This is a genomic window from Gordonia sp. McavH-238-E (assembly GCF_022348225.1).
Taxonomy (GTDB): Bacteria; Actinomycetota; Actinomycetes; order Mycobacteriales; family Mycobacteriaceae; genus Gordonia; species Gordonia terrae.
This window is the reverse complement of record NZ_JAKRFE010000003.1, coordinates 262,061-284,638: the sequence shown is the minus strand read 5'-3', so window position 1 is coordinate 284,638 and position 22,578 is coordinate 262,061. Positions and strand designations below refer to the sequence as shown.

The 22,578-nt window shown below is 68.0% G+C and carries 21 protein-coding genes; 10 read left to right on the top strand and 11 right to left on the bottom strand.

All coding sequences use genetic code 11. The annotated features are described in order from the left end of the window. Window positions 1-24: 24 nt before the first annotated feature. Entirely contained in the window at window positions 25-804 is a 780-nt protein-coding gene (locus MHN80_RS05575; protein ID WP_239400081.1) for a 3'(2'),5'-bisphosphate nucleotidase CysQ, read from the top strand. Window positions 805-815: 11 nt separating this feature from the next. Here MHN80_RS05575 and MHN80_RS05570 read toward each other — a convergent pair whose 3' ends face one another. The 3 genes from MHN80_RS05570 to eccA form a co-directional block, all read right to left on the bottom strand. Beyond that, window positions 816-1,355 (bottom strand): hypothetical protein, encoded by a 540-nt coding sequence (locus tag MHN80_RS05570; protein ID WP_101820923.1) that lies wholly within the window; start codon window positions 1,353-1,355, stop codon window positions 816-818. A 14-nt stretch (window positions 1,356-1,369) separates the two neighbouring features. Next, entirely contained in the window at window positions 1,370-1,786 is a 417-nt protein-coding gene (locus tag MHN80_RS05565) for a hypothetical protein (RefSeq protein ID WP_239400079.1), read from the bottom strand. A 286-nt stretch (window positions 1,787-2,072) separates the two neighbouring features. Continuing rightward, entirely contained in the window at window positions 2,073-3,854 is a 1,782-nt protein-coding gene (eccA, locus tag MHN80_RS05560; RefSeq protein WP_239400077.1) for a type VII secretion AAA-ATPase EccA, read from the bottom strand. A gap of 185 nt (window positions 3,855-4,039) precedes the next feature. Between eccA and purL the strand changes: the two genes are divergently transcribed. The 3 genes from purL to MHN80_RS05545 all read left to right on the top strand — a co-directional run bounded on the left by purL (window position 4,040) and on the right by MHN80_RS05545 (window position 7,321). Next, complete coding sequence (gene purL / locus MHN80_RS05555; protein WP_239400075.1) at window positions 4,040-6,370, top strand: phosphoribosylformylglycinamidine synthase subunit PurL; 2,331 nt, start codon at window positions 4,040-4,042, stop codon at window positions 6,368-6,370. A gap of 134 nt (window positions 6,371-6,504) precedes the next feature. After that, complete coding sequence (locus MHN80_RS05550; protein ID WP_239400073.1) at window positions 6,505-6,876, top strand: CD225/dispanin family protein; 372 nt, start codon at window positions 6,505-6,507, stop codon at window positions 6,874-6,876. Window positions 6,877-6,904: 28 nt separating this feature from the next. Then, window positions 6,905-7,321 (top strand): DUF2752 domain-containing protein, encoded by a 417-nt coding sequence (locus MHN80_RS05545; RefSeq protein WP_239400071.1) that lies wholly within the window; start codon window positions 6,905-6,907, stop codon window positions 7,319-7,321. On the opposite strand, the gene MHN80_RS05540 is transcribed toward MHN80_RS05545, so the two are convergent. Then, window positions 7,307-8,233 carry a glycerophosphodiester phosphodiesterase family protein gene (locus tag MHN80_RS05540; protein ID WP_239400338.1) on the bottom strand — a complete coding sequence of 309 codons (927 nt, stop codon included), beginning with the start codon at window positions 8,231-8,233 and terminating at the stop codon, window positions 7,307-7,309. The two genes, MHN80_RS05545 and MHN80_RS05540, sit on opposite strands and share 15 nt — an antisense overlap. A 79-nt stretch (window positions 8,234-8,312) precedes the next feature. On the opposite strand from MHN80_RS05540, the gene MHN80_RS05535 reads away from it, so the two are divergent. Continuing rightward, window positions 8,313-9,392 (top strand): diacylglycerol kinase, encoded by a 1,080-nt coding sequence (locus MHN80_RS05535; RefSeq protein ID WP_239400069.1) that lies wholly within the window; start codon window positions 8,313-8,315, stop codon window positions 9,390-9,392. A gap of 168 nt (window positions 9,393-9,560) precedes the next feature. Here the strand turns inward: MHN80_RS05535 and MHN80_RS05530 are convergent, their stop codons facing one another. The 4 genes from MHN80_RS05530 to MHN80_RS05515 all read right to left on the bottom strand — a co-directional run bounded on the left by MHN80_RS05530 (window position 9,561) and on the right by MHN80_RS05515 (window position 14,007). Then, entirely contained in the window at window positions 9,561-11,222 is a 1,662-nt protein-coding gene (locus tag MHN80_RS05530; protein ID WP_239400067.1) for an HNH endonuclease signature motif containing protein, read from the bottom strand. A 192-nt stretch (window positions 11,223-11,414) separates the two neighbouring features. Beyond that, the gene (locus MHN80_RS05525) at window positions 11,415-12,212 is read right to left on the bottom strand and encodes an NADPH-dependent oxidoreductase (RefSeq protein ID WP_239400065.1); all 798 of its coding nucleotides are present in this window, start codon (window positions 12,210-12,212) and stop codon (window positions 11,415-11,417) included. Window positions 12,213-12,308: 96 nt separating this feature from the next. Next, window positions 12,309-12,431, bottom strand: a complete 123-nt coding sequence (gene ykgO / locus MHN80_RS05520) for a type B 50S ribosomal protein L36 (protein WP_033205406.1) — start codon at window positions 12,429-12,431, stop codon at window positions 12,309-12,311. A 67-nt stretch (window positions 12,432-12,498) separates the two neighbouring features. Beyond that, on the bottom strand, window positions 12,499-14,007 hold the full coding sequence (locus MHN80_RS05515) for a hypothetical protein (RefSeq protein WP_004020927.1): 1,509 nt from the start codon (window positions 14,005-14,007) through the stop codon (window positions 12,499-12,501). Window positions 14,008-14,062: 55 nt separating this feature from the next. Between MHN80_RS05515 and MHN80_RS05510 the strand changes: the two genes are divergently transcribed. The 3 genes from MHN80_RS05510 to purM all read left to right on the top strand — a co-directional run bounded on the left by MHN80_RS05510 (window position 14,063) and on the right by purM (window position 17,437). Then, a complete protein-coding gene (locus tag MHN80_RS05510; RefSeq protein ID WP_051987072.1) occupies window positions 14,063-14,467 on the top strand; it encodes a sterol carrier family protein in 405 nt (134 codons plus the stop codon). A gap of 156 nt (window positions 14,468-14,623) precedes the next feature. After that, on the top strand, window positions 14,624-16,234 hold the full coding sequence (gene purF / locus MHN80_RS05505) for an amidophosphoribosyltransferase (RefSeq protein ID WP_004020925.1): 1,611 nt from the start codon (window positions 14,624-14,626) through the stop codon (window positions 16,232-16,234). Window positions 16,235-16,330: 96 nt separating this feature from the next. Next, window positions 16,331-17,437: a phosphoribosylformylglycinamidine cyclo-ligase gene (purM, locus tag MHN80_RS05500; protein WP_064569499.1), complete on the top strand. Its 1,107-nt coding sequence runs from the start codon at window positions 16,331-16,333 to the stop codon at window positions 17,435-17,437. A gap of 266 nt (window positions 17,438-17,703) precedes the next feature. Here the strand turns inward: purM and MHN80_RS05495 are convergent, their stop codons facing one another. The 3 genes from MHN80_RS05495 to MHN80_RS05485 all read right to left on the bottom strand — a co-directional run bounded on the left by MHN80_RS05495 (window position 17,704) and on the right by MHN80_RS05485 (window position 19,833). Further along, the gene (locus MHN80_RS05495; protein ID WP_004020923.1) at window positions 17,704-17,883 is read right to left on the bottom strand and encodes a DUF3073 domain-containing protein; all 180 of its coding nucleotides are present in this window, start codon (window positions 17,881-17,883) and stop codon (window positions 17,704-17,706) included. A gap of 94 nt (window positions 17,884-17,977) precedes the next feature. Further along, complete coding sequence (locus MHN80_RS05490) at window positions 17,978-18,655, bottom strand: MOSC domain-containing protein (protein WP_239400063.1); 678 nt, start codon at window positions 18,653-18,655, stop codon at window positions 17,978-17,980. Further along, the gene (locus MHN80_RS05485; RefSeq protein ID WP_239400061.1) at window positions 18,652-19,833 is read right to left on the bottom strand and encodes a folate-binding protein YgfZ; all 1,182 of its coding nucleotides are present in this window, start codon (window positions 19,831-19,833) and stop codon (window positions 18,652-18,654) included. Before MHN80_RS05485 ends, MHN80_RS05490 begins: the two co-directional genes overlap by 4 nt. Before the next feature lie 58 nt (window positions 19,834-19,891). Here MHN80_RS05485 and MHN80_RS05480 point away from each other — a divergent pair, with 58 nt between their 5' ends. Then, window positions 19,892-20,761: an aminodeoxychorismate lyase gene (locus tag MHN80_RS05480; RefSeq protein WP_239400059.1), complete on the top strand. Its 870-nt coding sequence runs from the start codon at window positions 19,892-19,894 to the stop codon at window positions 20,759-20,761. Between the two features lie 223 nt (window positions 20,762-20,984). Beyond that, window positions 20,985-22,568 carry a cytochrome ubiquinol oxidase subunit I gene (locus MHN80_RS05475; RefSeq protein WP_239400057.1) on the top strand — a complete coding sequence of 528 codons (1,584 nt, stop codon included), beginning with the start codon at window positions 20,985-20,987 and terminating at the stop codon, window positions 22,566-22,568. Window positions 22,569-22,578 lie beyond the last annotated feature (10 nt).

Here is a 22,578-nt window from a genome sequence, read left to right as displayed (position 1 = left end):
GGTATCCCGACCGAGAGGAACCCCGTGACCGACGATCGCGCCCTGGCGGGCGAACTGGCCACCGCCGCAGGTGAACTCCTGCTCGACATCCGGCGTTCCAGCGGACTGACGGGGAAGGAGCTCGGTCAGGAGGGCGACCGCCGGTCCGACGAATTCATCCTCGGGCGTCTCGCACAGGAGCGGCCGGAGGATGCCGTGCTGTCCGAGGAGTCGGCCGACGACAAGTCGCGGCTGTCGGCGCCGCGGGTGTGGATCATCGATCCGGTCGACGGCACGCGCGAGTACGGCACCTACGAGCCCGGTGGCGGGCGTACCGACTGGGCGGTGCACGTGGCGCTCTGGTCGGCCGACGACGGGCTGATCGCGGGTGCGGTGGCGCTCCCGGCACTCGGGGTTATCTATCTCGACGACGATTCGACCGTCGAACCGGTGGAGGGCCTGGCCTCGCGGCCCCGCACCGGTGTCCCGCGCGTCGTCGTGAGCGGTTCGCGGCCACCGGCCTTCGCCGACGAGGTGGCCGCGGCCATGGCCGGCGAGGTGCTGCCGATGGGGTCCGCCGGGGCGAAGGCGATGGCGGTCGTGCGCGGCGAGGCCGACGCCTACGTCCATGCCGGCGGCCAGTACGAATGGGATTCGGCCGCGCCCGTCGCGGTCGCGAAGGCGAAGGGCCTGTGGTGCGGGCGGATCGACGGTTCGCCCCTCGTCTACAACAACGAGGACACCTACCTGCCCGACCTCGTCATCTGCCGGCCCGAGTTCACCGAGGTGATCCTCACGGTCACCACCGAGGGTGCCGGCGGCTGAGCCCCGCGGTGCTAGTGCGTGACCACGACCTTGATCACGACGATCACGGTCGCCACCAGCGTGACTGCGCCGGCACTGAGAAGCGTTGCCCGACTGGGTCGTTCGTTGTTGAGTCGATCGATGACGAACACCGTGCCGCCGATGCGCAGCAGGATCACGATCTCGGCGACGAGCTGGGCGGTACGGGGCTCGATCCAGCCGATCAGCCCGATCAGCAGGATCGCGCAGGGCAGGAGTGCCGAGGTCAGGATGGGCACCGAGTCGCGGAGATGGCCGAGCGCCTCTGATCGCGTCGGTTGTACCTTTCCGTCGGAGACCCGGCGGGAGACGCCCTCGGCGAAGACGTGCGCGATGAAGGTCGACGCGGCCGTGCCGGCGAGGATCGCGATCCCCACGAAGTCGTCCTCGACGTGCAGCGGGATGAGTACGGCGAGGATCAGGATGTTGCCGTAGATGTAGGCGCTGATCCGTGGGGCGGCGTGCTTGCGGTCGAGCGGGTTGTCGCGGCTGAACAGCGGGCCGTGCAGCAGGGTCCACGGACGAGTGCTCATAGACGCCGAAACTATCAGCGCGGGACCAGTTCGGCGACGACGGCGGCAATGGTGTCGTCGGGCCGGCTCAGGCAAACCGTCGCCGCCACGGTCGCCACCTGCTGCACATTCGCGGTCACGTCGAGCTCGGTGAGAACCGCCGCCCGCTCCGCGTCGTCGAGTTCGCGGAACTGCGCGCACGTCATCGTCGACGCGGCGCCGGTCCCGGTGTCGGAGCCGCGCGACGGCGATGCAGTCGTCCGGCTGGTGGTCGCGGATGTGGCGGGGCTGCTGGTCTCGGTGGCGCTCGTGGTCGAGATCACGCTCTCGGGTACAGGCGCGGGCGCGGGCTCATCGGACGAGCACGCGCCGACCGCGAGCATCGCCAGCGCGGTCATCGTCAGGCCCGCGGCGAGCCGGGTCGGACGGAAACTGCGGGCGGGTACGGACATGCAGGGCTCCTCGTGGAATGTGCAGCGGTGGTGTTGTGATCGGCGGTCGGTGTGGCTTCGTGGCTTCGTGGCTTCGACTCGGCTCCTCGACCTCGACGCGCTCCTTCGTCGCTTGCTCGGCCCGGCGGCTTCGCTCGGTGCCGGCTCAACCAGCGGATGGGGTCGGTGCCGGCTCAACCAGCGGATGGGGTCGGTGCCGGCTCAACCGGCGGATGGGGTCGGTGCCGGCTCAACCGGCGGATGGGGGCGGTGCTGTCCGGGCCGACGGGGTGGGTCGGTGGGGCATTCAGCGCATGAGCCCGGAGAGGACGCCCGAGATGGCCGACCGGACGTCGGCGGTCTCGATGCGCATGAGGTCGTCCTGGCTGAGTGCGTCGAAATCGCCGGCACCGCTGAGGCGGAACTCGCGCTCCTCCTCGGCCGCCTCGATGATGTTGCGGATGAAGCGACCGTTACCGGCGAGATCGGTGGCGCGCCGCACGGTGCCCTGGTGTTCGCGGACATCGTGGTACAGCGGAGCGCACGCCTGCTCGATCTCGGTCATCGCCTCGCGGGTCAGCGACGAGTCCCGCTTGCGTGCAATGAATTCGGCGATACGAGCGAGCTCGTCGGGAGTGTAGGAGTCGAAGCGCACGCGGCGGGCGAAGCGCGAGGCCAGGCCGTCGTTGGACGCGAGGAACCGATCGATCTCGGAGTCGTAGCCGGCGATGATGACGACGAGCCGGTCGCGGTCGTCCTCCATCCGCGCCAGCAGCGTGTCGACGGCCTCGCGACCGAACGCGTCGCCGCCGGACAATCCCTGCTGGATCAGGGTGTAGGCCTCGTCGATGAACAGAACACCGTCCATCGCGGAGTCGATCAGTGCCGAGGTCTTGATCGCGGTGCTGCCGAGGTGCTCGCCGACCATGTCACGGCGGGTCGCCTCCACCACCTTGTCGGACTTGATGAACCCCAGGCCGCAGTAGATCTTGGCGACGATGCGCGCCACCGTGGTCTTGCCGGTGCCGGGCGGTCCGGTGAAGGCGAGGTGCAGGCTGCGCGCCGACGTCGACAACCCGCGGTCGGCGCGGACCTTCGCCAGCGTCGCGGTCGACTGCAGTTTGGCCACCTGCTGCTTCACCGAGTCGAGCCCGATCTGTTCGGCCAGTTCGCGTTGCGCCTCGGTCACCAGGGAGCTCTGCTCATCCGGATCCCCGGACCCCGACACCAGGGTCTCGGCGCGATCGGGCACCGACTTCGGGTCCCACCGGTCGGTGCGCTCGGCGATCTGCTCGGGAGTCGTCGCGGTCACGCGGAGGGAAGTCGAGCGGATGGCCTCGGCCGCGGCCGCGAGCGACGGGTCGCGGGCATAGGCCTGCTCGAACATCGACTTGGCCTTCTCTTCCTGGCCCTGCTCGCGCAGGGCGAGGCCGTAGACGAATATCGCCTGCGTCGAACAGGCCGCGATCGGGCCGTCGACCGCGTTCTGCAGTCGGCGCATGCCCTCGCCGAGCATGCCGAGGTGCACACACGACGTCCCGGCCATGAAGTCGGCGACGGCCTGCATGTAGGGGTCGTTCCACCGATCCGACCTGGTGAGCGACGTCAGGACGTCGGGCCACCGCTGGGTGGCGAAGTGGAGGAAGGCGCGCACGAAGTCCACGATCGGCACGCGATGGGCCGGGGGCACCTCGTCGAGCACCTCTTCGGCACCGGCGAAATCCGCCCCGCGAACCAGGCTGGCGGCATAGGCCGCGGTCGCCTCGACCGCACTCGACGCCGGGAAGTCGATCATCATGCCCGTGTACCAGCGCCCCGCGATCGTGCCGGGCGGGAGTCCGAGCCGGCGCTGCTCCGCGCCGATCGATCCGCGTGCTCGATAGAGACCCAGAAGGACCTCGTTGCTGTTGTCGCCGCAGGCGAGCCTGCCGATCCAGGCGTCACCCAGGGACGGATCCCACTCCGTCGCGCGGGTGAAGGCCTTGGCGGCCTGGGCGGGATTGTCGACGGGCTCCTGACCCTCGACGGGGATGTTCAGCGACAGGACACCGAGTTCGAAGAGCGCCCTCGCCTTGCGGACATCGGCCATCGCTTCCCCCTGTGTCGTCCCATCGGCGTACCGAAGCCCCTGTACCGATCTCCCCGGGCGCATCCGCGCGGTCGCCGGGGACAGACTATCGCTAGACCGCCCCGGCGCCGGGTGCAGATCTCCCAGGTCCGCACCCGGACCGCCCCGGCGGCCGGAACCGCCCGCGTCCGCCTAGACTGATCAGAGTGAGTGCCCAGGTGGATACCGTCTCAGCCGCTGCCCAGACCCCGGATCATCCGCAACCCTTCCGCGAACTCGGTCTCAAGGACGACGAGTACGCGCGCATCCGCGAGATCCTGGGCCGCCGGCCCACCGACGCGGAACTCGCCATGTATTCGGTGATGTGGTCCGAACACTGCAGCTACAAGTCGTCGAAGGTGCACCTGCGCTACTTCGGCGAGACCACCACCGACGAGATGCGTGCGAGCATGCTGGCCGGTATCGGCGAGAACGCCGGTGTCGTCGACATCGGTGACGGCTGGGCGGTGACCTTCAAGGTCGAATCGCACAACCACCCGAGCTACGTCGAGCCGTACCAGGGCGCCGCGACCGGCGTCGGCGGAATCGTGCGCGACATCATGGCGATGGGTGCGCGTCCCATCGCGGTCATGGATCAGCTGCGCTTCGGCCCGGCCGACGCCCCGGACACCCGCCGCGTCGTCGACGGCGTGGTGCGCGGCGTGGGCGGTTACGGCAACTCGCTCGGCCTGCCGAACGTCGGCGGCGAGACCGTCTTCGACGCCAGCTACGCGGGCAACCCGCTCGTCAACGCGCTGTGTGCCGGTGTGCTGCGCACCGAGGACCTGCACCTGGCCTTCGCCTCGGGCGCGGGCAACAAGATCATCCTGTTCGGCGCGCGTACCGGCCTCGACGGCATCGGTGGTGTGTCGGTGCTGGCGTCGGAGACCTTCGACGACGCGGACGCCGGGAGCGAAGCGAGCGGGTCCAGTGGTGCAGCGGGATCTCGGCCCAACCGCAAGAAGCTGCCGAGCGTGCAGGTCGGCGACCCGTTCACCGAGAAGGTGCTCATCGAGTGCTGTCTCGAGCTCTACCACGCCGGTCTCGTGGTGGGCATCCAGGATCTCGGTGGTGCCGGATTGTCCTGTGCGACCAGCGAACTGGCTGCGGCCGGCGACGGTGGCATGCACATCGACCTGGAGAAGGTGCCGATGCGCGCCGAGGGCATGACCCCGGCGGAGGTGCTCTCCAGCGAGTCGCAGGAACGTATGTGTGCGGTGGTGACGCCGGAGAACGTCGAGAAGTTCCTCGAGGTCTGCCGCAAGTGGGACGTGCTCGCGACCGTCATCGGCGAGGTCACCGACGGTGATCAGCTGGTCATCACCTGGCGCGGTGAGACCGTCGTCGACGTGCCGCCGCGCACCGTCGCCCACGACGGTCCGGTCTACGAGCGCCCGGTCGCCCGACCCGACTGGCAGGACACCGTCATCGCGTCGACCACCGAACCGCTGCAGCGTCCGAGCACACCGGATCAGCTGCGCGAGACGCTGCTGACCATGCTCGCCTCACCCGCGCTGTGCAGCCGCAAGTTCATCACCGACCAGTACGACCGGTACGTCCGCGGCAACACCGTTCTCGCCGAACACGCCGACTCGGGGATGATCCGGATCGACGAGGAGTCCGGGCGCGGGATCGCGCTGGCGACCGACGCCTCGGGCCGTTACACCTTCCTCGATCCGTACCGCGGGGCGCAGCTCGCGCTCGCCGAGGCCTACCGCAACGTCGCCGTCTCCGGTGCGACGCCGAAGGCCGTCACCAACTGCCTCAACTTCGGCTCGCCGGAGGACCCCGCGGTGATGTGGCAGTTCCAGCAGGCGGTCCGCGGACTCGCCGACGGCTGTGCACAGCTCGGGATCCCGGTCACCGGCGGCAACGTGAGCTTCTACAACCAGACCGGGGCGACGGCCATCCTCCCGACCCCGGTGGTCGGTGTGCTCGGCGTGATCGACGACGTGCACCGACGCATCCCGACCGGGATCGGCACCGAACCGGGCGAGACGCTCATCCTCCTGGGTGAGACGCGGGACGAGTTCGACGGCTCGATCTGGGCGCAGGTCAGCCACGATCATCTCGGTGGCGTTCCGCCGCAGGTCGACCTCGAGCGGGAACGACTGCTCGCCGAGATCCTGACCGCGTCGTCGCGTGACGGACTGATCTCCGCGGCACACGATCTCAGCGAGGGTGGGCTGATCCAGACCGTCGTCGAGGCGGCCCTGGCCGGTGAGACCGGCTGCCGGATCCTGCTGCCCGAAGACGCCGACCCGTTCGTCTGGTTGTTCTCCGAATCGGCCGGCCGGGTGCTCGTCGCGGTGCCGCGTACCGAGGAGTCACGGTTCACCGCGATGCTCGACGCACGCACGCTGCCGTGGACGCGGATCGGCGTGGTCGATCAGGGCAGCGACGCGGTCGAGGTCCAGGACTACTTCTCGGTGCCTCTCGCCGAACTCCGCGAGGTCCACGAAGGCACCCTTCCGAGGATGTTCGGCGACGCCGTCTAGTTGCATCTCGCAACGTTGTAGCCTGCGAGGATTCCGTTGTACGTCAATGGAATCAATATCGTTTGCAGACGTGTCGCGGCCGGTGGCGGTCGGTTACGCTCCTTGAGTTCTCTGACCGAGTCGAAAGGGCGCAGATGAGCTACCCCTATGATCCGAACCAGCCGCCGAACTACGGCGCGGGTGGTTACGGACAGCAGCCGTACGGCGGGTTCCCCGGTGGGAATCCGGCCGGTCCGGAGCCGGACAACAACCTCGTCTGGGCGATCCTGTCGACGGTGCTGTGCTGCCTGCCGCTCGGGATCGTGTCGATCGTGAAGTCCACGTCGGTCAGCAAGCTGTGGGCGGCCGGCGATTACGCCGGTGCGCAGAAGGCTGCCGACGAGGCCAAGAAGTGGGCGATGTGGAGCGCGATCTCGTCGGTCATCATCTGGGTTCTGGTCATCATCGTCTATGTCGTCCTCTTCGTCATCCTCCTCGGCGCCTCCGCGTCCACGTCCACGTACTGATCGCTTCGAGAGAGCCGTCCTCGGACGGGTGTCGGCTCTCTCGAACCATCGGTACCTCGGGCCGGCGACCGTTGTCGCCGGTACCGGGTTGGTCTGTGCGGCAGTGTGGTTCGGCGATCCGACGACACCGGGCGGCGCCCTTCCGGTGTGTCCGACCAAGCTCATCTTCGGGGTGACGTGCCCGGGTTGTGGATCGCTCCGGGCGATCTATTCGCTGCTCCACGCTGATGTCCCGGCCGCCCTGCATTACAACGCGGTCGGGGTGCTCGCGATGGGGTTGCTGCTCGTCGCCTTCGGCGCGTACTGCGTGCGGCTGTGGACCGGTCGCCGGGTTCGCAGCTGGCAGCACCTCAGGTACTCCGGAGTCGTCGTGCTCGTGGTCGTCCTGGTCTGGTTCGTGATCCGGAACATCCCGGTCGAACCGTTCTGGTCACTCCACGTCTGAATGTCCTCCCGCCCAGCGGAACCAATGGATCAGCCGGGAGCCGGGATCGCGAACGGGGCCGTCGAGATCGAGCGTCGCCAGGGCCTCGGGATCGTCGGTCGTGATCTGATCGATTCGCAAGTCCAGCAACCGTCTGATGTCCGGGGCGACACGTGGCCCGACCCGCGTGACCGTGTACCCGTCGACCAGACGACGGTTCTCGTGAAAAGCGCCGATCAGATCGTGGCCGCGACGATCGGCCGCCAGGATCAACCGGTTCTCCAGGTAGACCATCTCGGCATCCGGTGATGCCGCCACCGCGCGGTCGACGAAGCCGTCGAAGTCCCTGGATCGGATCGCGGCCTCGGCGGCACCGTGATGGCAAGGGTCGTAACCGATCCGGATGCCCGGCGCGGCCGAGGTCAGCGTCTCGACCGCCGCGGCGTCGCCGCACGACAGGATGTAGTGCCTCGCGTGCGGCGCAACGCTGCGGGCGAACACCGCCACGGCCGCCGGGTCGAGAGCGGCGTCGTCTTCCTTGAAGTCGAGCTGGAGCGACGCGGTGGGCGCGATGTCGACGCCGTCGAAGAGCTCGGTCAGATCCTCGAGCAGGAGCACGCGATCCTCGATGGGTCGGCCGGTGTTGTCCAGCAGGTGCAGGTCGCGCAGGTACGACGCGGGGAGTGCCGACACCGCGCCGGTGCCGGTGGTGGCGTGGTCGACGGTGCGGTCGTGCAGGACGGCGAAGCCGCGCTCGGCGTGGATCACGAGGTCGATCTCGATGCTCGCGCCGAGACGCATGCCCTCGACGATGCGGGTCGCGGTGAACGCCGGATCGTCGGCGCGGCGTCGGCCACGGTGCCACTTGAGCATCGTCCGATGACCGTCGTGGTCGATGGCGATCGGGGCGGCCGCGGGATCTGGGGGCGACATGGCAGTCACAGCTCCGACCTTAGCGATGCATCTCACCGAATCGACGCGCCGAAGTGGAACGTGTTCTAGTTTGGTTCGCATGACATTGCGCGTGGTCGAGTGGTCGACCGGAACCGTCGGACGACATGCCATCGCCGGGATCGACGCCCGGCCCGACCTCGAACTCGTGGGGGTGTGGGTGTCCGACCCCGCCAAGGTCGGCAAGGACGCCGGTGAGCTGGCCGGTCTCGACCGTGAGCTGGGCGTCGCCGCGACCGACGACCGTGATGCGTTGATCGCCCTGAAACCCGACTGCATCGTGCACACGGCGATGACCGACGATCGCGTCATGGAGTCGATCGAAGATCTGATCTTCTTCGTGGAGAACGGGATCAACGTGGTGTCGAGCGGCCCGGTGGTGCTGCAGTTCCCGCAGGGGATTCTGCCGGATTCGCTTCTGGGCCGGATCGCGGCCGCGGGCGAGTCGGGCGGGGCGAGCCTCCACGTCAACGGCATCGACCCGGGATTCGCCAACGACGTGCTGCCGCTGGCGATGACGAGCCTGTCGCAGCGCATCGACGAGGTGCGCTGTCAAGAGATCGCCGACTACTCGACCTACTACCAGCCGGTCGTCATGCGGGATCTGTTCGGCTTCGGGCAGCCCCTGGACACGACACCGCTGATCTTCGCGCCGGGCATCCTGTCGATGGGGTGGGGGAGTGTCGTTCGACAGATCGCCGCCGGCCTCGACCTCGTGCTCGACGAGCCGCTCGTCGAACGTGTCGACCGGGTGGAGGCCGATCGCGACTACTCCACGGTGTCCGTCGAGATCCCCAAGGGGACGATGGCCGCGGTGCGCTTCGAGGTCGTCGGCCAGGTCGACGGCGTGGATCGCGTTGTGCTGGAACACTACACACGCACCCACCCCGATCAGTGCCCGGACTGGCCGTCTCCGACCACGGGGGACGGGTGCTACCGCATCGAGATCTCCGGCGAACCCGAGATGGCCGTCGAGTTCGGGCATCACGGCGAGAACGGTGACCACAACGTGTCCGGCATGATCGTCACCGCGATGCGCCTGGTCAATTCCGTTGCAGCCGTTGTCGATGCGAAGCCAGGCCTGGTCACCGCACTCGATCTCCCGCTCGTGACGGGCCGGGGGCTGTTCGCTCGGAAGTAGTCGCTCTCGACGACGGTGGTCGGGGTGATCCGAACTTGTGCGAGGTGTCGATGGCCTTGATTTCCGCCTGCACCATCGTGGGCGGCCCGCACAGATGGGCCGCATTGGTTACGGCGTATCGCGCCGTCCACTCGCCGTCGGCGCAAAGTCGGTCGAGTTGCGCTGCGATCACACGTGGTCGGTGAGTATGCGTGCGAGTTCTGCTTCGACTGGAGTAAGGGGTCGGGTGATGAGATCTTCCGGCATTGTTCGCGGGTGGACCAATTCGCGGTAGGCGAGTTCGAGACGCCGACCGCTGTCGCCATGACCGACGGCGTCGGCGCGCGACAGGTCTGGGCGTGGTTGATCGCCGGACCGGGTTGGTGGTCCGTGGATCTCGTTGCGCACTGTGTTCAGGTGGGTGGTGAACCGCCGGGGTATGTCGGGCCGGCGGTTGATGTGTTCGGGGTTGGGTGGCGCGCCGGGTTCGGTGTTGAGCCGCCAGAGGCAGCGGCCTTCGTCGGGTCCGGACCGTTCGATGCGGGTGGCGTACTGCCCGGGCTGGTCGCCGACCATTCGGTTGTGTCGGGGGCAGGCGGGTGCGAGGTCGTCGATGTCGGTGAGACCACCTTTGGCCCAGTCTTTCTGGGCGTGGTGGAGTTCGACGTGGGTGGCGGGTTGATCGCACCCGGGCGCCGAGCACACTTCCCCGTCGGGGCGGGCGAAGGAGACGAGGCGTTGTTCGCGGGTGGCCAGACGTTTCCCCCTACCGAAGTACAGCGGCACGGCGGTGGCGTCTTTGAAGATCGCGAGCCACGGTTGCATGTCGCCGGCCATCGCGATCAGGTCGGGGATGGGCAGCAGGGTGCCGGTGGCGGTGGTGGCGAGCCCGGCTTCACGGATCAGATCATTGAGGTCGGCTTTGATGATCAATTGCACGGGCAGGCCGCGGTGCGAGGTTCCGAGCGTGCCGTCGGCGAAACCCGCAGCCAGGGCGGCGTCGAGCGCATCGTGATTCGTCTGGGCGAGGGTGCGGCCGTCACGATCGGCGGCGAGCGCGAGGGCGTCGGGGTCGGCGGTGCCGGCCGGTCCGGACGGCGAGGCGGGGTCGTCGGGGTTGTTGAGTCCGGGTTTGCCCCAGACGGCGAACATCATCGTCAGTCGGGCATTCAGTTCAGGACTGAGGGTGCCGGAGATGGTGGCGGTGCCGTCGGCGCGTTGCCGCCCGATCCACACGCCGCGGCGCCGTTTCTGGTCGGTGTCGTCGGACAGGGTGCCGTCCGGGTCGAGATGGGCCAACAAGCGCGCGCCCAATTGGGTGATGTCGGCGGGTGTGTGGTCGGCGGCGATCTCGGCCATCTGACGTTCCGCAGCGACTTTCACGTCGTGGTCGACAGCGTTCGGGATGCGGTCGAGGACGTCGAGGGCGGCTTGGACGTGTGCGGTGCCGACGGCGCCTCGCGCGAATGCCTCAGCCAGGCAAGGGTGTTCGGGCTCCAAGATGTCACCGCCGAGGCTGGTGCGGGTGGCGGTGGCGTCCATCTGCTTGCGGCGGCGCATTGGGTTGGAGACTCGCAGCCGGTGGGTCATGAACTGCATGAGCGTGCGGCAGCCGGTCTTGCGGGGGAGGTCGCGGGCTTCGACTTGATCGATCTGCCGGTCACCCGCGACGGTCAACCGTGCGATGGCACGTTCGGTATCGGCTGCCAAGTCAGTCAACTCGGCATCGGTACACGGCGACAGGTCCACAGTCTGCAATTTGTCGAGAATCGCATGCAGCTCGGCCACCAGCTCGACGGCACGCGGTTGCGGCGCCGCCGAATCGTCGTCGACGTGTGTCGTGTCGGCCATGACGGTCACCTCCCCCGGGAGCCGTTGCTGCGAATGTACGTTCGAGTGTACACGATCTCGGCGCATCTGGTTGCGAAAAGCGCTGTCCAGCAATCTGTATGGCCTCTTGTGATGGTGAAGGGAGCTTGTCGGTGGCAACAGATATAACCTAGCGGAACAACGAACATCGTCGTTGCAGTCAACGGGGCGTCGTCACCACGACGGCAGCCCGCGCGCTTCTAATTGGGCACGTAGGTTCTCCCGACCGTGCAACGACTCTGCGCCGGCGAGCCGGGCGAGAACCCTTGTGCTCCAGTCGCCGTCGAGGCCATGCCGGCTGTTGTATCCGGTCAGTGTCCCGTCGTAGGCATCGACGTGCGAGTCCGCGGCCGCGGCGTCGTAGGTCTCGCGGTGGAGAACGGCGGCTTGGGGGAGGCGGGGTTTGACGCCCGCAGGCTCGGTGGGGTCGGGTCGGCCGATCGCCAACCCGAAGGTTGCGATCGCATGGTCGGGCAATCTCAGCTCGTCGGCCACCTCTAGGGGGTGATTACGGATTGCGCCGACGAACACCGTGCCGAGGCCCAATGATTCGGCGGCGACGACCGCGTTCTGGGCGGCGAGTGCGGTGTCGACGAACCCGATGATCGTGGATTCCAGATAGTCGGTCGCATCGAGCGGCACTGCCCGGCGCGTAGCGAGGCGCCGGGCACGGCCGAGATCGGCGACCCAGACCAGGAACAGCGGCGCGTCGTCGATGAACCCCTGGTTGCTGGCCAGCATCGACAACCGGCGCTTGCGATCCGGATCTCGCACCGCGATCACGCTCCACGCCTGCAGGTTCGACGATGTCGGGGCCGACTGTGCCGCCGCGACGATGGCGTGGAGCCGGGCATCATCGACGGGATCCGGCAGGAACCGACGGACCGAACGGTGCGCCAGCTGAACGCCGAGGACCTCGCTGACCACGTCGAGGGTGGCTTCGGGGTCGGCGTAGCGTTCGGGGATGGTCATGCCGAGCATGCTGATGCGCGGGGACCGGTGTGACAACCTTCTCGCGCGGACTGGGCGGAAGTCCCCGCGGCGGAACGTCGCCCTCCGCGCCGGCCATCAACCCTGGCGCGCCTTGAATCTGGGGTTGCCCTTGTTGATCACGTAGATGCGTCCCTTGCGCTTGACCACCTGCGAGCCGGGCTGGTTCTTCAACGAACGGATGGATGCACGGACCTTCAACGGAGCCTCCTTAATGGGAATTGTTTCCATTAAAGCAGCTCCGTCGCCACGGGTCGACGGCCGGGTCTCAGACCTCCCAGGTGTGTACCGGCTCGCCCTCGTGCATCTGGGTCACGTAGTCGCGCAGCATTCCCTGCAAGGCCTGCGCCCGGCTCTCGCCCGCGCGTTCGCGGGCCGCCACGGCCTGGCGTTGCCAGACCGACCCGGTCTGACGAGAGATGCAGCGGCCCTCGATGACCGAGAGGTAGCGCTTGCGGGCCTTGTCGGAGACCCCGAACCGGCGCAGTCCGTCCTCGGCGAGCACGAGGAGCCGGCGGAGAACGAGTTCGTCGGGCCGGACCCAGCCGACGTCGGGCCAGTACAACTGGGACTCCATCCCGGCGCGTGCGCCGGACTGCAGGTTCTCGGCGGCGGCATTGAACGACATCCGCGACCACAGCGGGCGGTCGGACTCGACGAGACCGCGGACGACACCGTAGTAGAAGGCGGCATTGGCCATCGTGTCGACGACCGTCGGGCCGGCGGGCAGCACGCGGTTCTCGACGCGGAGGTGGGCCTGGCCCTCGTGGATGTCGTAGACCGGCCGGTTCCAGCGGTACACGGTCCCGTTGTGCAGGCGCAGCTCGTCGAGGGTCGGGATGCGTCCGTCGTCGAGTTCGGCGAGCGGATCGGTGTCGGTGGAGACCGGGAGGAGGGCGGGGAAGTAGCGGGTGTTCTCCTCGAAGAGGTCGAAGATCGTGTTGATCCATCGCTCCCCGAACCACACTCGAGGCCGCACGCCTTGGTTCTTCAGCTCCAGCGGCCGGGTGTCGGTGGCCTGCTCGAAGACCGGGATGCGGCTCTCGTGCCACAGCGCGGTCTCGGCGAGGAACGGCGAGTTGCCGGCCAGTGCGACCTGCACACCGGCGATGGCCTGGGCCGCATTCCAATGCGCGGCAAAGTCTTCCGGCGCCACCCGGAGGTGCAGCTGGAGGGATGTGCAGGCGGCCTCGGGCAGGATCGAGTCGGTCGAGGTGCGCAGATGTTCGGTGTGGTGGGCGTCGGTCAGCGGTACGCCGGTGATGTCGATCTCGAGGTCCTCGCCCCGCGCGGCGAAGATCTGCTCGTTCAGCAGGTCGTACCGTGGGTTCGCCGAGATCCAGTGATGGGCGAAGTGTTCGGACCTCAGCGTCGGGAGCATGCCGATCATCACGAGGTGGCTCGAGGTCTGCGCGGCCCGCTGTTCAGCCCGGTTGAGCGACGTGCGGAGCGCCTGTTCGAGTGAGATCGTGTCGTCGGTGGTGAACGGTCGCGGCGAGACGTTGATCTCGATGTTGAACTGACCGAGTTCGGTCTGGTAGTCGGGATCGGCGATCGCCTCGAGGACGGCGGCGTTGGCCATCGCCGGTCGCATGTCCTCGTCGACGAGGTTCAGCTCGACCTCCATGCCGAGCAGCGGCTTCGGCGGACGCCCCTGGTCGGTGAACAACCCGTCGGCGAGCATCCGGGCGATCGCTTCCGTCCCGCGCCCCACCTGACGCCGGAAACGAACCCGGTCCTCGCCGGTGAACTGCTGCTTGGACACCTCGGCTCCCATGCGGTCAATACTGCCCGATCCGGGCCGCCCCGAACCCTGTTGGGAGAATGGCCGGGTGCCGCCACGCAGGAGAGTGGATCCAGCAGAGGTCCGAGCCGCAGTGCTGGCCGTCTCGGACTGGCTCGTCGACCCGACCGCGCCGCCGCCGGGACGAGCCGCCCTCGCCGACGCCGTCCGACAGTCGGCCCGGACGCTCGAACAACTGGCGCCCGGGAACTCGGTCGAGGTCCGGGTGCCCCCGTTCGTCGCGGTGCAGTGCATCGAGGGTCCCCGCCACACCCGCGGGACGCCGCCGAACGTCGTCGAGATGTCGCCGCGGACCTGGCTGCTGCTCGTCGCGGGCGTCCTGTCCTACGACGACGCGCTCGCCGCGGGCGACATCGACGCCTCCGGACACCGCGCCGGCCTGGTCGCCGACCTGCTCCCACTGGTCCCGATCGGAGCGTCGGGCGACCGGTGAGCCGGAGTGTGATCCGTCACTCGACGCCGGTGTCGAGGAATGACCCGCCGGTCCACACTGCTGCAAGATTCGCATCGGGAGCCGACGGACCCGTAAACTCCGTGATGTCTCCCAGCCCACTCGACTGACCGATCCGCAGCCCCAGGGAGCTAGTCGATGCCTGATCATTCGATCGCCAACATGAACCTGCTCGCTCCCACGACGCCGGCGGGCGGGTGCTCCGCTCGCGGCGCGGGCGCGGTCAACCCGGCTCCGCTGGACGAACCCGAGAACGAACCGCGTGAGGAATGCGGTGTATTCGGGGTCTGGGCGCCCGGTGAGGACGTCGCCAAACTGAGCTATTACGGGCTCTACGCCCTGCAGCATCGCGGCCAGGAGGCCGCCGGTATCGCGGTCGGCGACGGCAGTCAGGTGGTGGTCTTCAAGGACCTCGGACTGGTCAGCCAGGTCTTCGACGAGCAGACCCTCGGTGCGATGAGCGGCCACGTGGCGATCGGCCACTGCCGGTACTCCACGACCGGGTCGACCACCTGGGAGAATTCCCAGCCGATCTTCCGCACCACCGACGCCGGCACCGGCGTCGCGCTGGGCCACAACGGCAATCTGGTCAACACCGCGGACCTCGCGGCTCGTGCGCGTGAGCAGGGGATCAAGAGCTCGGCGGCCACGTCGGACTCCGATGTCGTGGGGGCGCTGCTCGCGCACGGCGCCGCCGACAGCTCCATCGAGCAGGCTGCCATGGAACTGCTGCCGACGCTCAAGGGCGCCTTCTGCCTGACCTTCATGGACGAGCACACGCTCTACGCCGCCCGCGACCCGCACGGGGTGCGTCCGCTGTCGCTCGGCCGTCTCGATCGCGGCTGGGTCGTCGCGTCGGAGACCGCCGCCCTCGACATCGTCGGTGCGTCGTTCGTCCGGGACATCGAGCCGGGTGAGCTGCTGGCGATCGACGCCGACGGGGTCCGCAGCTCCCGCTTCGCCGAGCCCACACCCAGCGGCTGCGTCTTCGAATACGTCTATCTCGCCCGCCCGGACTCGGTGATCCACGGGCGCTCGGTCCACTCGACCCGCGTGGAGATCGGTCGACGCCTCGCCAAGGAGCACCCCGCCGAGGGTGACCTGGTGATCCCGGTACCGGAGTCCGGCGTGCCGGCGGCCGTCGGTTTCGCCCAGGAATCGGGCATCCCCTATGGCCAGGGACTGATGAAGAACGCCTACGTCGGCCGGACCTTCATCCAGCCGTCGCAGACGATCCGCCAACTCGGCATCCGCCTCAAGCTCAACCCGTTGCGCGAGGTCATCCGCGGCAAGAAGCTTGTCGTCGTCGACGACTCCATCGTGCGGGGCAACACCCAGCGCGCGCTCATCCGGATGCTGCGGGAGGCCGGGGCCGCCGAGGTGCATGTTCGCATCGCGTCGAGCCCGGTCCGGTGGCCGTGTTTCTACGGTATCGACTTCGCGTCGCCCGCGGAGCTCATCGCCAACGGCATGGAGTCCGAGGCCGGCATGGTCGAGGGTGTCCGGCAGGCCATCGGCGCCGACTCGCTCGGGTACATCAGCATCGACGAGATGATCAACTCGACCGGTCAGGCCGCGTCGGCCCTGTGTGCGGCCTGCTTCGACGGCAAGTACCCGATCGAGCTGCCCAAGGAGACGTCGATGGGCAAGGCCGTCCTCGAACAGATGCTGGCCAGCGCCGCCGGCGACCGGACGGTGGACCCCCTGACCAAGCCGAACGACAACGTCAGCGCGGTCATGCGGCCCTGATTCCCCGCCATCTGCCCTCCGGTACCGTATGACCCGTCGGCGAACACGCCGGAAACAACGTTCGACCGAGATTCTTGGAACGGGAGTGCTGCGGAGATGACGGAGCGGGATGCTGCTGCCGACGAGACGGCCGGGAGCGCGACACCGGCCTCGTATGCGGCGGCCGGAGTCGACATCGACGCCGGTGAGCGGGCTGTGGAACTCATTGCGCCCCATGCCAAGCGTGCGTCGCGTCCGGAGGTTCTCGGCGGGATCGGTGGCTTCTCCGGTCTGTTCGCACTGAAGGGCAACTACCGGGAGCCGGTCCTGGCCGCCGCCAGCGACGGCGTCGGCACCAAACTGGCCGTGGCACAGGCGATCGACAAGCACGACACCGTCGGTCGCGATCTCGTCGCCATGTGCGTCGACGACCTGGTCGTCTGTGGCGCCGAACCACTGTTCCTGCAGGACTACATCGCCGTGGGCAAGGTGGTCCCCGAGACGGTGGCCCAGATCGTCGCCGGTATCGCCGACGGATGTGTCGAGGCTGGTTGCGCGCTCCTGGGCGGCGAGACCGCCGAGCACCCCGGCCTGATGCAGGACAACCACTACGACATGTCGGCCACCGCGGTGGGCGTCGTCGAGGCCGACAACGTCCTCACCCCCGACCGTGTGCGTGCCGGTGACGTCGTCATCGGCATGGGATCGTCGGGATTGCACTCCAACGGGTACTCGCTCGCCCGCAAGGTGCTGCTCGAGTGGGGCCACATGGATCTGTTCGGCCACGTCGAGGAGTTCGGTCGCACCCTCGGCGAGGAGTTGCTCGAGCCGACCCGGATCTACGCCCGGGACTGCCTGGCACTGATCGCCGAGGCCGATGTCCGCACATTCGCGCACATCACCGGCGGTGGTCTCGCCGAGAACCTGGCTCGGGTGATCCCGAACGGACTCGTCGCGGAACTCGAGCGGAACACCTGGACGCCCGCGCCGATCTTCACCCTGATCGGGCAGCGCGGGCGGGTGGAGCAGCTCGAGATGGAACGCACCTTCAACATGGGCGTCGGCATGGTCGCGGTCGTGGCGCCCGAGGACACCGATCGGGCGCAGGCCGTGCTGACCGCGCGGCATGTCGACAACTGGGTCCTGGGTACGGTCAAACGAGCGAGCGACCGGTCCGACAACGACTCACGTGTCAGCCTCCTCGGGGAGCACCCGCGCTTCTAGCGCCCGCCCGAACTCGCACTGTCGCAAGGACAGTCGTGGCCGACTCAGACAGACAACCGACGCCCGCCGGAGGGGATTCCCTCGGCGGGCGTCGGCGTCTGTCGATGACGAGATCACCCCCGTACCGGCGCACGAGCACGCACCACCCATGTGAAACGGGTGGTGCGTACAAAATCATGGGCCCGCGTCACCGCGGGTCCGCTCATGCGGAGAGTGTGTGGGGTGATCCCAGGCGTCGAGAGATCAACGCCTCAGGAGTGTGCGCGTCAAGCGCGTCGCCACTCCTCTTCGTCCACCCAGTCGTCCACCGGATCCGGTCGATCTACAACCGGATCGCCCTGCCCGGAAAGCTCGCGCTGCAAGCTTTCCAAATCGGTGTTCGGAGTGGAGTACTTCAGCTGACGTGCAACCTTCGTCTGCTTTGCCTTTGCCCGGCCGCGGCCCATATGGGACCCCCTCGCACAATGACGGGGCGGCCAAACGATTGGCGGCCCCGTTCTCTTGAAGTAATTCTGTCGTGCGGACCAGTCTAGCGCGCCTCTAGGATTTGTGTTGTCCACCCTGGGTTGCCGCGCCGACGCGTCTTTCCGACTTGTTCACCATCTTGGTCGCCTCGCGCCGGACCTTGGCGGGCAGATCGTCTCGGGCGAGCAGGGATCGGATCGCCCCGATGTCGCCGCCGGCAAGCAGATCGCGAGAGCGCACCCCGTGGTCGGGACGATGGACGACGGTGATCTGATCGCCCTGCGCCACGCTGCCGTTCTGGACAACGCGCAGGTAGGTGCCGAAATCGGCCTGGTCCAGAAATCGCTTCATCCATCGCGGCTCGCCCGCCCAGACCGCGAAGGTCTTACAGGGGACACGGGGGATGGTCACCTCGAGGATCAACCCGTCGGCGCCCACCTCCCACCGTTCGCCGACCAGCGCGTCGGTGACCGCCATCCCGTCGATGCGCAGGTTCTCGCCGAACCATCCGTAAGGAAGCTCACGTCCGAGCTCTTCGGCCCACCGGCGCGCCTCGTCGTCGGCGTAGGCGTACACGGCCTGATCGACACCGCCGTGGTGCCGCTTGTTGCCCACGTGATCGTCGACGAGGCCGAGCTCGTCGACGGCGAGGCGTCCCTGTCGCGGACGCTTGTCGATGGCGGAGCGGCCGATGCCTTCGAGGATCACGTCTTCGCCGGCGGTGCACACCGCCAGCACCACACCCGTGCTCAACTGTTACGTCCGAGGGCTGTCGAGCCGCTGCGCAGGCGTTCCACGGCGGCGCGTCCGGCCTGGACCCGGTCGTCCTCGAGGATCGAGTCGGGATCGATCCGGGCGCTCACGGCGGACTCGGCGCCCACGGTCAGCTCGACGTCGGCGCCGACGTTGCGTTTCACGAGCGCAAGGGCGATGGGGCCCCACTCGTGGTGGTCGACGACGGTGCCCAGCCGGCCGACGGTGCGGCCGCCGGCACTAACCGGGTCGCCGGGCGCCGGGCGCTGGTCGCTGCTGCCGTCGAGGTGCAGCAGCACCAGCCGGCGGGGCGACTTGCCGAGGTTGTGGACCCGGGCGACGGTCTCCTGGCCCCGGTAGCACCCCTTGTCGAGGTGGACCGCGCCGAGCTCGTCGGGCCCGCCGATCCAGTCGACCTCATGTGGGATGGTGCGCTCGTCGGTGTCGGCGCCCAACCGGGGACGGCGGGCCGCCACGCGCAGGGCGTCGAATGCCCAACTGCCGGCCATCCGCGCGCCGGCCTCGGTCAGGGTGTCCCACCATCGGTTCAGCACGTATTCGGGCACGATGAGGTCGACGACCGGCAGGTCCCGGTGCTCGCCGAGTGAGGGCATGCGCCGCCAGAAGCCGAGCGGCTCGTCCTCGTGGTGTGACTCGGGCAGTCCGCCGGCCTGGTAGACGACGGTGTCGGCACCGATCTCCAGGAGGTCGGCGACGGGTCCGCTGAGGGCCCCCGGGCCGACGAGCGTCACGACCTTCATGTCGGGGCGGGCGGCCGGTTCGGCCTTGGCCCAGAAGACCATCTTGCTCAGGAAACCGAGCAGCGGTTCGCCACGGGAACCCTCGGTGTCGAGCCAGGTGACACCGTCGATGTCGGTGAGGACGAAGTGCTCTTCCACACGGCCGTTGGCGTCGAGGGAGAGGTTCTCGGCGCTCGACCGGTCGGGGAGGGCGGCGATGTGCTGACTGGTGATCGTGTGCAGCCAGGTCAGACGTTCGTCGCCGGCGATCTCGATCACGGCACGGTCGGACCGGTCGACGATGATCACGCCGGCGGCGGCACGTTGCTCACCGAGTGGATCGCCGTAGTGCCATGCGGTGTCAGCGGAGTGGAGGTCGCCGGGGCCGGGCACCGCCCCGCCCTCGGAATGCCTGGTCAGGATGGGTGAACGGCTCACGCGTCGATTCTACGGGTCGATTCGGCGAACGGCCGGGACGCATGGCAGCCTTCTATCCATGGCCGATTCGATCCTTGTCTCGCTCGACGGTACGCAGCACGATGCCGACGCTCCCTTCCTCCATGCCGACGATCTGGCGGCCGTTCGCGGCGACGGCATCTTCGAGACCCTGCTCGTCCGCGCCGGACGGCCGCGATGCGTCCGGCTGCACCTCGAGCGCCTCGCGCGTAGCGCAGCTGCGATGGAGCTCGGGACACCCGATCTCGACGAGTGGCGCGGGGTGATCGAGGCCGCGACGCAGGCGTGGGTCGAGAAGCACGGATCGGCGGGCGAGGCACTGCTCCGGCTCGTGTACACCCGGGGGCGCGAACACGGTTCGGCGCCGACCGCCTATGTCACCGTCGACGCGGTGCCCGACCGGGTGGCGGCCGCGCGCGCGGAGGGGGTGCGGGTGGTCACCCTGGACCGCGGCTTCTCGATCGACCTCGCCGGCTCGGCGCCGTGGCAACTGCTCGGGGCCAAGACCCTCAGCTACGCCACGAACATGGCGGCGCTGCGTCACGCGGCCGCCGAGGGCTACGACGACGTGATCTTCGTCAGCAGCGAGGGCGCGGTCCTCGAGGGTCCCCGGTCCACGGTCGTCGCGGTCTACGGCGACACCCTGGTGACGCCGCCCACCGAGATCGGAATCCTCGAATCGACGACCGTGAGTGCGGTTTTCGACGTGGCGGAGCGGGAGGGTTGGACGACCAAGACCGACCTCCTGCGGCCCGAGGACCTGGTGGCGGCCGATTCGGTCTGGCTTGTCAGCAGTGTCACCCTCGCGGCCCGGGTCACCCATCTCAACCGGTATGTGATGCCGGTTCCGTCGGACTCCGCGAAATTCACCGATCTGGTCGATCGCGCCATCTCCGTGGACGACAATTGATCCCGGTCACCGACACCTGAGATCCGCGGCCTGGAGCACAGGCCCGAGCGGGTGAGAGGGAAGACACCGCTTCGAGCTGGTCAGCGGGACCTTTGGCGCTTGTTAAGGCCGGTGACCAGGCGTAACGTCGCGCCTACGACTTACTACTACCTGTAGTAGTAGGTTCTGGCAGGTTTCGATCTGCCCCCGCAGCCCGGGGGCCGGCAACTCGATTCGAGGCGATATGGACGCTCTGGACGTCTCCAGATGGCAATTCGGGATCACGACCGTCTACCACTTCATCCTGGTGCCCCTGACCATCGGCCTCGCGCCGATGATCGCGGTGATGCAGACGGTGTGGCATGTCACCGGCAACGAGCAGTGGCTGCGCGCCACCAAGTTCTTCGGAAAGCTCTTCCTGATCAACTTCGCGCTCGGTGTCGCGACCGGCATCGTCCAGGAGTTCCAGTTCGGCATGAACTGGAGCGAGTACAGCCGGTTCGTCGCCGATGTCTTCGGCGCACCGCTTGCCCTGGAGGGCCTGGTCGCGTTCTTCCTGGAATCGACCTTCATCGGGCTCTGGATCTTCGGCTGGGACCGCTTGCCGCGCCGGGTGCACCTGGCGTGTATCTGGCTGGCGGCCATCGGCGTCAACGCCTCGGCGTACTTCATCATCGCCGCGAACTCGTGGATGCAGCACCCGGTCGGCGTCGTGTGGGATGACGAACGCGGTCGGCCCGCCATGAACGACTTCGTCGCGGTGCTCACCAACAACACGACCCTCGCGGCCTTCCCGCACGTCATCGCCGGTGCCTTCCTCACCGCGGGCACGTTCGTCGCGGCGATCGGCATCTGGTGGATGGCGCGGAACTCCTGGCGGGCCAAGAAGATCCGCGAGGCCGCCGACACCGGCGACACCGGCGTGATCCCGGAGAGCACGTCCCCGAGCCACGTCGACGCGACGCCCGAAGCCCTCGAGAAGGACGCCCGCGACCTCTGGCGGCCGGTGACGAGACTCGCGCTGTGGGTGACCCTCGTCTCCGGCGTCGCCCTGTTCATCACCGGGGACCTCCAGGCGCAGATCATGTTCAAGCAGCAGCCGATGAAGATGGCCTCGGCCGAGTCGCTGTGTGAGACCGAGACGGGCCCGGGCTTCTCGGTCCTGTCGATCGGGCGCCAGAACAACTGCGACAACATCGAACACGTCATCGAGATACCGAAGATGCTGTCGTTCCTCGCGAACCACGACTTCGACTCGACCCTGCAGGGTGTCGAGGAATTGCAGGAGCAGTACACCGAGGCCTTCGCAGGCCAGCCGAATGTCCCGGCCAACCAGAACTTCGCACCGAACCTCTTCGTGACCTACTGGGGTTTCCGGGCGATGATCACCTGGGCCCTCGGTTCGGTGGTCGTGGCCCTGGGCGGTCTGTGGTTCACCCGCCGCAAGCGGGTGGTCGAATCCAGACGCTTCGGCTTCATCGCCCTGCTGATGATCCCGACGCCGTTCCTGGCGAACAGTTCCGGCTGGATCTTCACCGAGATGGGGCGTCAGCCGTGGGTGGTCGCACCCAACTGGGAGGACGATCTCGATCCGCTCCGGATCAGCATGCTGGTGCAGAACGGCGTCTCCAACCATTCGGCGAGCACGGTGTTGGTCACCCTGATCGGGTTCACGCTGCTCTACGGTGCACTCGGCGTCGTGTGGTTCATGTTGCAGCGGCGCTACGTCATCGAGGGCCCGGCCGCGCACGATTCGCGACCACCAGGCCACACCGACGACGACGAATCCGATTCCGATGAGCCCAAACAGCTCTCGTTCGCCTACTAGAGGAGCGTGA